Origin of the sequence: Dyadobacter sp. SG02 (genome assembly GCF_900109045.1) — a bacterium.
Taxonomy (GTDB): Bacteria; Bacteroidota; Bacteroidia; order Cytophagales; family Spirosomataceae; genus Dyadobacter.
Genome location: NZ_FNYL01000004.1, coordinates 517731 through 531491 on the forward strand (window position 1 = coordinate 517731; position 13761 = coordinate 531491).

General features: G+C 49.9%; 14 protein-coding genes. 10 read left to right on the forward strand and 4 right to left on the reverse strand.

Annotation, left to right across the window (positions count from 1 at the left end; genetic code table 11):
• Positions 1-123 precede the first annotated feature (123 nt).
• The 4 genes from kdsA (at position 124) to BMW93_RS12360 (ending at position 2715) form a co-directional block, all read left to right on the forward strand.
• Positions 124-936 (forward strand): 3-deoxy-8-phosphooctulonate synthase, encoded by an 813-nt coding sequence (gene kdsA, locus BMW93_RS12345; protein ID WP_090375938.1) that lies wholly within the window; start codon positions 124-126, stop codon positions 934-936.
• A 23-nt stretch (positions 937-959) separates the two neighbouring features.
• On the forward strand, positions 960-1622 hold the full coding sequence (locus BMW93_RS12350; protein WP_229240392.1) for a phosphatase PAP2 family protein: 663 nt from the start codon (positions 960-962) through the stop codon (positions 1620-1622).
• A gap of 61 nt (positions 1623-1683) precedes the next feature.
• Positions 1684-2142 (forward strand): GyrI-like domain-containing protein, encoded by a 459-nt coding sequence (locus BMW93_RS12355; protein WP_090375943.1) that lies wholly within the window; start codon positions 1684-1686, stop codon positions 2140-2142.
• A 33-nt stretch (positions 2143-2175) separates the two neighbouring features.
• On the forward strand, positions 2176-2715 hold the full coding sequence (locus BMW93_RS12360) for a DNA-3-methyladenine glycosylase I (RefSeq protein WP_090375947.1): 540 nt from the start codon (positions 2176-2178) through the stop codon (positions 2713-2715).
• On the opposite strand, the gene BMW93_RS12365 is transcribed toward BMW93_RS12360, so the two are convergent.
• From BMW93_RS12365 to BMW93_RS12375, 3 genes are all read right to left on the reverse strand, one after another.
• Positions 2712-3182 (reverse strand): hypothetical protein, encoded by a 471-nt coding sequence (locus tag BMW93_RS12365; RefSeq protein ID WP_143061645.1) that lies wholly within the window; start codon positions 3180-3182, stop codon positions 2712-2714. The genes BMW93_RS12360 and BMW93_RS12365 overlap by 4 nt on opposite strands.
• An 87-nt stretch (positions 3183-3269) precedes the next feature.
• Complete coding sequence (locus BMW93_RS12370; protein ID WP_090375953.1) at positions 3270-4082, reverse strand: glycerophosphodiester phosphodiesterase family protein; 813 nt, start codon at positions 4080-4082, stop codon at positions 3270-3272.
• 130 nt (positions 4083-4212) lie between these two features.
• Positions 4213-5130, reverse strand: a complete 918-nt coding sequence (locus BMW93_RS12375) for a PfkB family carbohydrate kinase (protein WP_090375955.1) — start codon at positions 5128-5130, stop codon at positions 4213-4215.
• Between the two features lie 197 nt (positions 5131-5327).
• Here BMW93_RS12375 and BMW93_RS12380 point away from each other — a divergent pair, with 197 nt between their 5' ends.
• From BMW93_RS12380 to BMW93_RS12395, 4 genes are read left to right on the forward strand one after another with little or no spacing between them, the layout of a single operon-like run.
• Positions 5328-5714 (forward strand): DUF5618 family protein, encoded by a 387-nt coding sequence (locus tag BMW93_RS12380; RefSeq protein WP_177194075.1) that lies wholly within the window; start codon positions 5328-5330, stop codon positions 5712-5714.
• A 21-nt stretch (positions 5715-5735) separates the two neighbouring features.
• Complete coding sequence (gene cysS / locus BMW93_RS12385) at positions 5736-7238, forward strand: cysteine--tRNA ligase (RefSeq protein WP_090375960.1); 1503 nt, start codon at positions 5736-5738, stop codon at positions 7236-7238.
• Position 7239: 1 nt separating this feature from the next.
• A complete protein-coding gene (locus BMW93_RS12390) occupies positions 7240-7407 on the forward strand; it encodes a DUF192 domain-containing protein (RefSeq protein WP_090375963.1) in 168 nt (55 codons plus the stop codon).
• Entirely contained in the window at positions 7391-8425 is a 1035-nt protein-coding gene (locus tag BMW93_RS12395; RefSeq protein WP_090375966.1) for a M28 family peptidase, read from the forward strand. The genes BMW93_RS12390 and BMW93_RS12395 overlap by 17 nt, the downstream gene beginning before the upstream one ends.
• A 239-nt stretch (positions 8426-8664) precedes the next feature.
• On the opposite strand, the gene pbpC is transcribed toward BMW93_RS12395, so the two are convergent.
• Positions 8665-10965, reverse strand: coding sequence for a penicillin-binding protein 1C (gene pbpC, locus BMW93_RS12400; protein WP_090375969.1), 2301 nt, complete (start codon positions 10963-10965; stop codon positions 8665-8667).
• A gap of 164 nt (positions 10966-11129) precedes the next feature.
• On the opposite strand from pbpC, the gene glpK reads away from it, so the two are divergent.
• Positions 11130-12629 carry a glycerol kinase GlpK gene (glpK, locus tag BMW93_RS12405; protein ID WP_090375972.1) on the forward strand — a complete coding sequence of 500 codons (1500 nt, stop codon included), beginning with the start codon at positions 11130-11132 and terminating at the stop codon, positions 12627-12629.
• 238 nt (positions 12630-12867) lie between these two features.
• Positions 12868-13677: a 3'-5' exonuclease gene (locus BMW93_RS12415; RefSeq protein ID WP_090375978.1), complete on the forward strand. Its 810-nt coding sequence runs from the start codon at positions 12868-12870 to the stop codon at positions 13675-13677.
• The last annotated feature ends 84 nt before the right edge of the window (positions 13678-13761 follow it).

Genomic DNA, 13761 nt, shown 5'->3' on the forward strand with positions numbered 1-13761 from the left:
AAAAAAGCAGGAAATCAGCATTTTAGAACCATTTGATTTCAAGAAATATCTTCACTACAAAGAGAACAATACGGATAGCCGTACATTCGCAAAATATTTATCAATATCTATACCAACACCAGAATGATCTCGATACCGAAGCTGAAAAATACCGACTCGCCCAACTTTTTCCTCATGGCCGGCCCCTGTGCCATCGAAGGACGGGACATGGCCCTGCGGATCGCCGAACATATCGTCACGCTTACCGACCGCCTGCGTATTCCTTACATTTTCAAGGGTTCTTATCGCAAGGCCAACCGCACCAAAATCGATTCGTTTACCGGGATCGGTGATGAAAAAGCGCTGAAAATCTTGCAGGAAGTAAGTCAGACGTTCGGCATTCCTACTGTAACCGACATCCACGAATCCCACGAGGCCGCATTCGCTGCCGAATATGTGGATGTCCTGCAAATCCCCGCGTTTCTCTGCCGCCAGACCGAATTGCTCGCGGCCGCTGCGCGCACGGGCAAGGCTGTGAATGTTAAAAAAGGCCAGTTCCTCTCAGGGGCGTCGATGAAATTTGCCGCTGAAAAAATCAATGAGGTAAATCCCGCCGCACAGGTAATCCTGACCGACCGTGGCAACAGCTTCGGCTACGGCGACCTGGTGGTAGATTACCGTAACCTCCCCGAAATGGCCGCATTCGGCGTGCCGGTGGTGATGGACTGCACACATTCATTGCAACAACCCAACCAGACATCCGGCGTAACCGGTGGAAAGCCCAAACTGATCGAAACCATCGCCAAAGCCGCCATTGCCGTAGGTGCTGACGGTCTTTTTATCGAAACCCATTTCAACCCCGCCGAAGCCAAGTCCGATGGCGCCAATATGCTTCCGCTGGATCAGCTGGAAGGACTGCTGGAAAGACTCGTACGTGTGAGAGAAGCTATTTTATGATACCAAAATTTACAAAGGCATATTTGATATGCCTTTTTCTTTGTATTCAAATCCTCCCGCAGACAGCATTTGCACAGCGGGATTCCACACTATGGAAAGTTACAGCCGGGGATGTTATTCCCCCGGTTTCGCTCGGGCTCGCGGGCCTGATCGTGCAGGGCAAAATCAGCCGGCATTTGCAGGAGCGTGTGATTTCCGACTATCCCCATTACCGCACCAATGTCGACGAATACCTGCCTTATGCGCCTGGCGTAGTAAGCCTTGGCCTCGCGTCCGCAGGCGTGAGGGGAAAGCATAAGTTGGGCGACCAGGTAATTCTGGCAATACTTTCCAACGTTATTGCTCAGGGCGTTACGCAAAGTTTGAAACGCATTGTGCGCTACCCGCGGCCGAATGGCGAGGATTACCATTCGTTTCCTTCCGGGCATACCACTACGGCATTCACCAATGCCACGATCCTGCACGAAGAGTATGGGCAACGCAGCATATTATATAGTATAGGTGGCTATGGTACAGCGACCACAGTCGGCGCCATGCGCGTGCTGGGTAACCACCACTGGCTCGCGGACGTGCTCATGGGCGCGGGCATTGGCATAGGCGCGACGAAAATCGTGTACATCAGCTATCCCTGGATGCAGCAGCAGGTGCGAAGAATGAAGGCGCGGCGGCATTCAGAAAAAAATTGAAATGCTGCTGACATAGGGTTGTCACTTGCAGGTTGGTCTTTTGCACAAACATCTGTTAGCCATGCAAACTAAAACCATTCAGCCCATCCACGTTCTTTACTTTGAAACGCGTACTTCGTTCAAGGAAATTTTTCAGTATGTGCGTGTAGAAGCCCGGAAACTGTATCAGGATGCAATCCGTAACGACCTGGAAATCACAGGGCCCGTTTACTGGGTATACGATGGCGCGGACGGCAATCCCGACACCGTTTTTTCGCTGACCATTGCCCTGCCCGTCACAGCACCCGCACACGCTATCGACTCAAACTACCGGTTGAAAACGCTCGACGCATTCGAATGCATTAGCGAGGACCTGTATGGCAACTGGGATGGGCTGATTAACACCTATGGTTCGCTGTTTGGGCAAATAATGGCCCAAAATCTGCGGTCGTCCGGCCAAAACCGGGAAATCTATTTGAATATGGATTTCGAAAACCCCGAAAGGAATATCACCGAAGTACAGATCGGTATTTTGAAATAAGCTTACTTACACACGTTCCTTAATATCACTGCGATGTCATATTGCACTTACGTCAACAACAACCCCTCGGAGCAGGCCGACTACCTGCTCCACAAACATTACCACGATAACCAGTACGGCTTCCGGATCGAGGACGACGACGAGCTTTTCGGGCGGCTTTTGCTGGAAATCAATCAGGCCGGCCTTAGCTGGACATTGATGCTCCGCAAGCAAGACAGCTTCCGGGCGGCTTACGACAATTTCTCCATTGAAAAAGTGGCTGCCTACGAAGAATCCGATCGCGAGCGACTACTTGCCAACCCGGGCATTGTCCGCAATCGATTGAAAGTGAATGCGGCCATCGTGAATGCGCAGAAAATTCTTGAATTGAAAAACGAGTACGGCTCGTTCAAAGGATGGATCGACGCGCATCATCCATTGACCAAAGAACAATGGGTCAAGCTGTTTAAGAAGACTTTTAAATTTACAGGCGGGGAGATTGTGAATGAGTTTTTGATGAGTACGGGGTATTTGCCGGGCGCGCATGATGCGGATTGTCCGGTGTATCAAACGATTCTGCCGGCATCGCGCTAATAGTCGATCTGGTCTGGGGACAGCATTTCCACCTGATCTTTGATCCGCTGAAACAGCGTAGCGCTCATCTCTCCTGCGTTGACCGATTTTTCCATTAAATCAAAGTGGCGGCAGAGCACGCTTCGTTTGCCGCGGTGGTGCCAGATAACAAGCCAGGCCGTATACGCTGCTTCTTCACCGAACACGCTTTTCTGCGGCCAGCCGTGTTTTTGAATGATATTGTCCAGTATCTTCAAATTCGCATCATCATTAGCCCTCATTTTTCGCAAGAAAAACGTCTCATTTTCTTTCCGGCCATTATTCAAGCTATCCCGGTACTGCTGGTCGGCGTGACGCATTTTTACGAAAAGCTGAATAACTTCCTTCGTTGTCAGGTCATCAGTGCGAACAAAGGGATCGATGTCAGCATACATCAGATGGGAAGGAGCCTTTAACCCGGCAGGAGATTCGGCGGCAACTGCTTGCACATTCGTTGGCCTGGGAGAATTGCAGGGAGCCAGTAAGAACATCATACTTATGACTACAATCCCTCTCATAGCTGCCGCAATGAAATATTACTGAACATTTTTCATTAAATACGAAACCATTTCAGCCGGTTTATCCGTCTGCAAACCCTGCACGCCCTTGTGCAATACCTCATTCCAGGAAGCAGGTCCTTCGGTCGGACTTTGGACGTCCAGCCAAACTGAAATGCCAAGTTCATGCGCAGCTTTCAGCAACGTCGGTTCAACGATATTATCCACAACCTGAATATGCATTTGACCAAGGAATGCCGCCAACTGCTCCTTGTTGGTAACCTCTTTCGGAAGGCTGGTCATCAATGGCACTCCCGGCGCTATTTCTTTCCATTTTTTGTATTGCTCTTCCTTATTTAAATACACCACAACCTGGTGCTCCATACCTGCCACCTTGATCTCTTTCCAGGTTTCCGCCACATCGGCATCTTTGAAATCGAGGTAAATGTTGATTTTGCCTTTGCAAAGAGCAAGTACCTCCCTAAACTCGGGAATGCGGTGCGTCTTTTTATTACGATTGAAAACCTGCAATTCTTCCACTTCCTGCCAGGTCATGTCAGCCACTTTGCCCATACCATTGGTCGTCCGGTCGACTTTCGCGTCGTGCAGAGCCACGAGGTGGCCGTCTTTCGTTGTTCTCAAATCCACTTCCACATAATCCGCTCCGCAGTTGATTGCCTCGCGGGTGGATGCGAGCGTGTTCTCGGGCGCATTCACATGATTCCCGCGATGGGCGATCACCACCGTCTTGTGTTTCGAATGCGGTAATGCGGGATGTACGGAATGTTGCGCGAATGCCGCAGGCGCAACGCACGCGAGCAGGAGACTGGCTTTTGTAACAAACAATTTCATCGGAATTTCAGGTTATCAGCGGGGTTACCATTTTTTCAATCAAACAGACTACGGGGCCTGCAAAAAAATGAGTCTACAAGTAGAAATGTAATTCCAACTCATAGACTCATCTACTCAAAACCTTAAACTTTTATTGTATATCGAAGCTCGCCAGTTTCACAAATTCCTGAACGCGGGCATTGATTTCTTCTTTCGAAAGGTTCACCAGGCGCTCGGTACCGAATTTCTCCACACAGAAAGATGCCATCGCCGATCCGTAAATGATCGCGCGCTTCATGTTATCGAACGAAATATCATCGGTAGCAGCAAGGTAACCAATGAAACCTCCCGCAAACGAATCACCGGCGCCGGTTGGGTCAAACACTTCTTCCAACGGCAATGCAGGTGCGAAGAAAATACGATCTTCCTGGAACAGTAATGCGCCATGCTCGCCTTTTTTGATGATCAACGTTTTCGGGCCCATCGCCATGATTTTCTTGGCAGCCTTACGCAGGGAATATTCGCCTGACAGCAGACGTGCCTCTTCATCATTGATCGTAAGCAGGTCGACCAGTTTGAGAACCGCTTTCAAATCGTCCAGGGCGATGTTCATCCACAGGTTCATCGTGTCGAGCATAATCAGCTTCGGGCGTTTCGCCAGGCGCTCGATCACCAGTTTCTGAGTGGCAGGAACCGTGTTACCCAGCATCAGGAATTCGGTACCCTGGTAGGAATCCGGAATGATGGGATCGAAATGCTCCATCACATTCAGCTCGGTAATCAGCGTATCGCGGGTGTTCATATCCTCATGGTACTTACCCGACCAGAAGAATGTCTTGCCATCCTGCACAATCTCCAAACCTTTGGTATCCACGCCGTGTTCTTCGAGCAGGCCGATCATTTCCTGGGGAAAATCGCCGCCGACAACCGCAACGAGGTTATTTTGCTGGGTAAAATACGAAGCAGCTAGTGTGATGTAAGTGGCTGCACCACCGATAATTTTGTCTGTTTTTCCAAATGGGGTTTCGAGCGCATCGAATGCAACAGATCCTACGGTAAGTAAACTCATAAGTGATTACTGTGTTGATTTTAAGTTAGTTTCAAACTGGATTTTAAATGCAAAAACGCTGCGAAGATAAACAAAACGGTCGAATAGCCTTCTCCCGCCTGCTCATTCTCAGTTAGACCTACAAATCAATGTTGGGTTATTTGCTATTTTTGTCTGATCGTAAAGTTTTCTCTCTCTCTCTCTAATCACATACTATCATGGAAGCAATCTCAGAAGCAAGACGCCACATCGACAATGCAAAGGATTTTCTCAGTAACAATGCAAGGAAACAGGACGGACTTTATCAGGACCGAAAATATGTCAAAATCGCAGGTCACGCAGCGTACACGGGGGTGCTGTTGGCGTTGAATGAATTTTTAGGAGAGAAAAGTAAAAAGACGCCCAAAAGTGTTGAATGGTATCAACACGCATTAAGCCGGATCGACAAATCCCTACTTTCCAACTTTAACGAAGCTTATGAAATCCTCCACATTCATATGGGATACCAAGGCATCAAAAGCTGTGAAACTGCTTCAGTAGGTCTAAAAAAAGCAGAAAAAATCATCGATTGGGTCGAAACGCGTCTCGAAAAGAAAAATCAGTAATCAAGAAAGTACAACATATAAATGACCGCACAAACTTTCCAGCCACTTAAAATATTCAATACGCTTACCCGTAAAAAGGATGTTTTCGTTCCCATTGCCCCTCCCTATGTCGGCATGTATGTGTGCGGGCCGACGGTCTATAACAATGTGCATTTGGGCAACATCCGCACGTTTTTGTCATTCGATATCCTGTTCCGCTACCTGACGCATATCGGTTATAAAGTGCGCTACGTCCGCAACATTACCGATGTAGGCCACCTCGTGGGCGACGGCGATGCCGGCGAAGACAAGATCGGCAAAATGGCGAAACTGCAAAAGTTGGAACCCATGGAAATCGTACAGCGGTATACCAATGACTTTCATGAAGTTACAGCCATATTTAACCTGCTATCCCCCAGCATCGAACCCACTGCTACCGGCCACTTGATCGAACAGATCGAAGCCGTGCAGACGCTGATCGACAAAGGTGTAGCCTATGAGTCCAATGGTTCGGTTTATTTTGATATCAATAAATACCAGGCAGGCGGCAACGAATATGGCAAGCTGTCGGGCCGCATTATCGAGGATTTGCTGAATGAAACCCGCGACCTCGACGGCCAGGCCGAAAAGCGTAACCCGCTGGATTTTGCATTGTGGAAAAAGGCAAACCCAGAGCACATTATGCAGTGGGAATCGCCCTGGGGCAAAGGCTTCCCCGGGTGGCACCTGGAATGCACCTGCATGAGTGCCAAATACTTAGGCAAGCAATTCGATATTCACGGCGGTGGAATGGACCTTAAATTCCCCCACCACGAATGCGAGATCGCACAGGGCAAGTCACTGACCGACGAAGAGCCTGTCCGTTACTGGATGCATACTAATATGCTGACTGTCAACGGCCAGAAAATGTCGAAGTCGCTGGGCAACTCGTTCCTGCCTTCCGAGCTGTTTTCGGGTAACCACGAATTGCTCGACCAGGCTTACAGCCCGATGACCGTTCGGTTCTTTATGCTGCAAAGCCAGTACCGCAGCACGCTCGATTTCTCGAACGACGCATTGAAAGCGGCTCAAAAAGGCTACAAAAAACTCGCCAACGGCATTCGCCTCGCGAAAATGCTCACGTACACGCACGAGGACGGCGTGAATGTGGACGAAGTGAAAAAGGCTGATATCGAAAAGTCGATCGAAGGGTTTTACAATGCGATGAACGACGATCTGAACACTGCAGTAGCATTTGCCAACCTTTTCAACATGTTGAAATATATTAATATGCTGAATACGGGCCAGTTGAAATCTGCTGCATTGGGAGAAGCAGTATTCACTTCCCTGAAAGAGCAGTTCGTGGTATTCTTCGAAGATGTACTCGGTTTGAAAGAAGAGCTCGCCGAAGGCCACGCAATCCTCGACGGCATGCTGAAACTGTACCGGGAATTTAAACTTTCGCAGAACTACGAAAAAGTGGACGAAATCCGTTCTTATTTCAAAAATCAGGGCCTGGTGATACGTGATACCAAAACGCGGATTGATTGGGCCTACGAGGAATAGTATGAAAAAGTGGCAGTCGGATAAAAAAATCATTTCCATTGCAGAAAACACCCAGCCATATTCGGAAGAGCCGATCCCTCCGTATGGCCTGGTACAGTATGTAGTGGAGGTTAATGCAGGTTTTACAAAAAGTAACAATATTCAAACAGGAGATGTCATTTCTTTCTAATAGCTTGTTTTTTAAGAGATTACCGATCGCATTAGCGATCATCGTCGGAGCATACGGCTGCAACAGCAATACCAGTTCCGAGCAAACCGCCGAACAAGCCCAGCCCGCACTTGTTAAAAGCGCGGATTTCAATGCCGACAGCGCTTTCCAGTTTGTACAAAAACAAGTCGATTTCGGGGCGCGGGTACCGAATACCGCACCGCACAAGGCATGTGGCGACTACCTGGTGGCCACGCTCAAAAAATATGGGTGGCAAGTTGTAGAGCAACCATTCACCGCCACCACGTTCGATGGCAAAAAACTGAATGCCCGCAACATTATCGGAAGCTTCAACCCGCAAGCCAGCAAGCGCATACTGCTCACATCGCATTGGGATTCCCGGCCATTTTCAGACCAGGATTCTCTGCTAAAAGACAAGCCGGTAATGGCCGCGAATGACGGTGCAAGCGGTGTGGGCGTGTTGCTCGAAATCGCCAGAGGGCTTTCCAAAGAGGCTAACAAACCGGAAATCGGAGTAGATATCATATTCTTCGATGCGGAAGACTGGGGCTCGTCAGGCTCGGAAGATACCGGAATGGAGTACAGCGGGTTCTGCCTCGGCTCCCAGCACTGGGCGGCCAACAAGCATAACCCGAACTACACGGCCTATTTCGGCATATTGCTCGATATGGTTGGAGCGAAAGGCGCTACTTTTTTCAAGGAAGGATATTCCACACAGCTGGCAGGCGACGTGGTGAGACAGGTATGGGCAACTGCAAGCCGTCTCGGTTACAGCAACTATTTCATCGATGAAGCCGGCGGCGCCATTACCGACGATCACGTTCCCGTCAACAAAGTGGCCCGCATCCCGATGATCGACATCATCCACACGCGCCAGAATAACATGAGCAAAACGTTCTTCGACCAGTGGCACACAGCCCACGATACAATGGAAAACATCGATCCGAAGACGTTGAAGGCCGTTGGCCAGACACTCATGCAGGTGCTGTACCAGGAAGCGAAGGATCAGCCGCTCTAACGTGGTCAGGTGTTGTCATTAATAGTCACGTATGGTCAAGAGTTGTCAGAAGTGGTCATCGATTATTTCATCAATTTCTGACCACACTTGACAATGCCTGACCGAACCTGACAATGCTTGACTACACCTGACAATTCCTGACCAAACTTGACAATGCCTGACCAAACCTGACAATGCCTGACCGAACCTGACAATGCCTGCCTACACCCAACAACTCTTGACCACACCCAACCGGCGCATCACATCCTCTTGACAACGATCCAGACGTCGGCATTCCGCCCCTTATCGTCGCTGCATGAAATCTTGACGCGCCCCAGTGGCGGGCTCAGGAAGATGCTTTCCTGTGGCGGCGATTTTTGGTATAGTTTATCATTGACATACCAATAAACCTCCTGAACATCATTCGCAGCCTGGCAAGCCAGCTGGACTTGCTGGGGCTCGTCCTTGCGGATGTAATATTCGCTCCCGTCGTTGGGACTTACAATCAGCGGCGCCCCTTCATGGAAAACCCGCTCGCATTGCGGGTTATGGGGTGGGATCTTCTGGTAGGGCAATTTTTGTAATTCATAAAATGCGATCAGTTCCGGTGCGAGGTTAGGATATGCCTTTTTCTCAAAACCATTTTCAGGAAGACAATACGTACAATACGACATTTTCCCCGCCGCATCGGTAAAAACCCAGCGCATATGCTGGCATTTATGGTAGCCCGAAACTCCTACGATGTATTGATCGGGTACCTGATGATCGCAGAAGTCGGAAGGAATGTCGCCGCTCACGGGGCACACATTACGTAGCGAAATGTTCGCCGGTGATTTGTACCAGCCTTTCGGCGAATTGTAGTCCAATGCATTGAAGATGGAAAACAGCAAAGGGGTCGCGGTATTGGCACCGCTGAGCTCGGCTACCCCCTCTCCCGAAAAGTTACCGACCCATACCCCGACAGTGTACCGGCGGTTGTACCCAATGCTCCACGCGTCCCTTTTGCCGTAAGAGGTACCGGTTTTCCAGGCAATGCGCGGCAAATGATAGGTATTGTCAAAATTGGTCGGTAAATCGGGGCGGGTGATTTGCGTGAGAATGCTGGTCGTGAGGAACGTCGCTTCTTCCGACAATATCGGTGTTCCTTTTTTATCCAAAACATCCCCGCCATTCAGCCGCAGGTTCCGCAATTTTCCCTCATTGGCAAATGCGGCGAACAGTCTCGTCAGTTCTTCCAGAGTCACTCCGCAACCGCCCAGTATCATCGAAAGGCCCAGGTCCCGCGCCTGCTTATCGACCGTTTTGAAACCTGCTTTCCGAAGTTTGGCGATCAATGCGGGTGTACCAATATCTTTCAGGACTTTCACTGCCGGGATATTCAGCGAATTGGCCAATGCAAACTCGGTAGTAATGGCGCCATTGAAATGCTTGTCGAAGTTTTCGGGCTCATAGCCATTGAAATTCCCCGGAACATCGTTCAAAACCGATTTCGGTGTGATCATGCCTGCATCGAATGCCGTGGCGTACAATAATGGTTTCAAAGTACTCCCGGGCGAGCGCACAGCCCGTACACCGTCCACCTGTCCGCCATCGAACGGGTTATTGAAATCCGCCGAGCCAACGTAAGCCTCCACCTCCATGGTTTCGTTGTTCACCACCAGCACCGCGGCGTTGTGGATATTCATCAGTTGCCTGCGGTTGATATAATTCCTCACCTGCTCCTCGATCTGGCTTTGCGCTTGCATGTTGAGGTTCGTGCGGATTACGGGCTCCCCGGGATATTGTTGTTTAAGACGGATCGAAAGGTGCGGCGCGAGACGAGGGGTTTGGAGGCGGCGAATGTTTAAAGGCTCGTCCAAAGCGTCGCGGATAACGTTTTTTTCAAAGAGACCATCCTCCTCGAAACGTGTCAACCAAATGTTCCTGGCTTCGCGCAATGCGTCGTTGCGCGTACCCGGGCGCAGGCCCGACGGGCGGTTGGGTACGATGGTCAATGCGGTGATCTCCGCGAGGCTCAAAAGTTGCGGCGCCTTGCCGAAATAGAGCAGCGAAGCCGCTTTAATGCCCTCGATATTGCCGCCATAGGGTACAAGGTTTACGTAAAATTGAAGAATCTCTTCTTTGGAATAATGCATTTCCAGCTGAAATGCATGCCACATTTCGACTACCTTATTTAAGTAAGTCCGCGGGCGCGGATCCATCAGCCGCACGACCTGCATGGTGATCGTGGACGCGCCGGAAGTCCTTTTTCCTGAAAATACATTTCGTACCGCTGCGCGCACGACCGCGAACGGATTCACGCCCGGATGGTAGTAAAAATATTGGTCTTCCTTGTAAATGAGCGTTTTCCGAAGCAGCGGAGTGATCTCGTTCACATTTGAATAGAGCCGCCATTTGTCCTCCTTACTCAAAAAAGCATGGATTACCCGCCCCTTCTGATCGGTGATCTGCGTCGCGTAACGGATTTCAGGGTTGAAAGGGAAGGTCAGATCGAGTACAAAAAACAGGAGTACAAGGCCAATTAATGCCAATAACCCTTTTCTGACCCTGCTGTTTTTCATGGAGAATGTGCCGAAACCCGTTTAAGCCGCAATATAATACAGCCAGCGCCGCCGAACGGCTTTACGGGGCCCCGTTCAATAAAATTGCCCGCGCATTTGTCCTGATCGGTTAATTTTCCCTATTTACTTGCTTTACTACAAATAAAATCAATCATAATCCCATTATGTCCAAATACATTGCCGCCATTGACCAGGGTACTACCAGCACACGCTGCATACTTTTCAACCAGCAGGGGAATATCGTTTCGGTAGGACAAAAAGAACACGAACAGATTTATCCGCACCCGGGCTGGGTCGAACATAACCCCACAGAAATCTGGAAAAATACCCTGGAAGTGATCGCTTTGGCGCGCATTCACGTATCCGCCCACGCTTCGGACATCGCGGCAGTGGGCATTACCAACCAACGCGAAACGACGGTCGTCTGGAACAAACGTACCGGGAAACCCTATTACAATGCATTGGTTTGGCAAGACACCCGCACGACCGACCTGGTAGCGAAATATGAAAGGGAAGGCGGCCTCAATCAGTTCCGCGACATTACCGGCTTGCCCGTCTCTACTTATTTCAGTGGTTTAAAATTGAAATGGCTGCTCGAAAACGTGGAAGGTATTCGCGAAGACGCCGAAAAAGGCGAAGCGATTTTCGGGAACATGGATACATTCCTGATCTGGCACCTCACCGGCGGCACGCATGGCGGCATTCATGTGACAGACGTTACCAATGCGAGTCGCACGCAGCTCATGAACCTGCGCACATTGCAATGGGACAAATCGATGCTCGACGCTTACAATATCCCCGAAATCATGCTGCCGGCTATTAAAAGCAGCAGCGAAATATATGGTTATTCCGATCACGAGGTACTTCCCGGCGTACCGGTAGCCGGTGATCTCGGCGATCAGCATGCCGCATTGGTAGGCCAAACCTGCTTCGAACCCGGCATGGCCAAAAACACCTACGGTACCGGCTGCTTCCTCGTGATGAACACCGGTACCGAGCTGAAAACCTCCGAAAACGGCCTACTAACCACTATTTCGTACAAATTCGGCGACCAGCCTGTTCAATATGCATTGGAAGGCAGTGTGGCCGTTACCGGCGCGCTCGTGCAATGGCTCCGCGATAACCTCGGACTGATCCAGAATGCCAGCGACATCGAAGCCCTCGCCCAAACTGTCGAAGACAACGGCGGCGCTTATTTCGTACCCGCATTCTCGGGCCTGTACGCGCCCTACTGGCGCAACGACGCGCGCGGCGTAGTCGCGGGCCTTACGCGCTACGTGAACAAGGGGCACATCGCACGCGCTGTACTGGAAGCCACTGCTTATCAGACGGCCGATGTAGTAAAGGCAATGGAGCAGGATTCGGGTATCGAGCTCGCCTGCCTGCGCGTCGATGGCGGGATGGTGCATAACCAACTATTAATGCAATTCCAGTCTGATATTCTCAATACGCAAGTCGTTTCCCCGGCCGTCGCCGAAACCACCGCGCTGGGCGCCGCATATGCTGCCGGGCTCGCGGTCGGTTATTGGAAAAGCACCGAAGATTTGAAGAAAAACTGGGCCGTCGCCCACACCTGGCACCCCAATATGGCCGAGGAAAAACGCAGTGCGTATTACAAAGGCTGGAAAAAAGCGGTTACCAAGTCTTACGATTGGATTGATTAGCACCGTGGTTCGGTTTTGTCAGGTGTGGTCAATTGTAGTCAGGAGTTGTCATTTATGGTCAAGGATAGTCATTATGCTCTTTTCTCCTCTCATGACTACTTCTGACCATAAATGACAACTCCTGACTAAACCTGACAACTTCCTGACCCTTTTTTATAATCTTTATAAACAAGCCCATTCCTTGCGCCATCTTGGCATTCACCTTAACTTCGCGGTGCCAAATTAACCTCAGTAACCCATGCATACCCTCCATCTCAAAAAGCCCCTTGCTTTTTTTGATCTTGAGACAACAGGAGTAAATATTGTCCGCGACCGCATTGTAGAGATTTCCGTTGTAAAAGCATTGGTGAATGGCGAAACCGAGATCCGGACGCGGAGGATCAATCCTGAAATGCCTATTCCCCTCGAAAGCAGCCTCATACATGGCATTTACGACGAGGATGTGAAGGATGCCCCCACATTTAAAAGCATTGCTAAAAACCTCTCGTCGTTCCTCGAAGGCTGCGACCTGGCGGGCTTCAACAGCAACCGTTTCGACATTCCGATGCTCGCGGAGGAGTTTCTCCGTGTAGGCGTCGATTTTGACGTTAAAAACCGCCGGATGGTGGATGTGCAGCGTATTTACCATATGATGGAGCCGCGCAACCTGGGCGCTGCTTACAAGTTCTATTGCGGCAAAACCCTCGATAACGCACACAGCGCCGAGGCCGACACCATCGCTACTTTCGAAGTTTTGCAAGGACAAATCGAAAAGTATCAGGGCGTTACGATCACCGATTCGCACGGTAAGGTTACCGAGCCGGTGAAGAACGACGTGGCCGCATTGCACGAACTCACTGCTTCTAAAATCGTCGATTTCGCGGGCCGGATGGTGTTCAACGACAAAGGCGAGGAAGTGTTCAATTTTGGCAAGCACAACGGCAAGCGGGTAACCGATATCCTGAAAAACGAACCGTCGTTTTTCGACTGGATGATGAAAGGCGAGTTCCCGCTCGACACCAAACGCAAATTGACAGAGATTAAATTAAGGGGATTAACCCAACGTTGACATAATCTTACCTCAGGTTTGAGTAAGTAGTAATTATGTCTATTTTTGCCTGAAATCTATTTTTGACTATTTTAACCGGATATC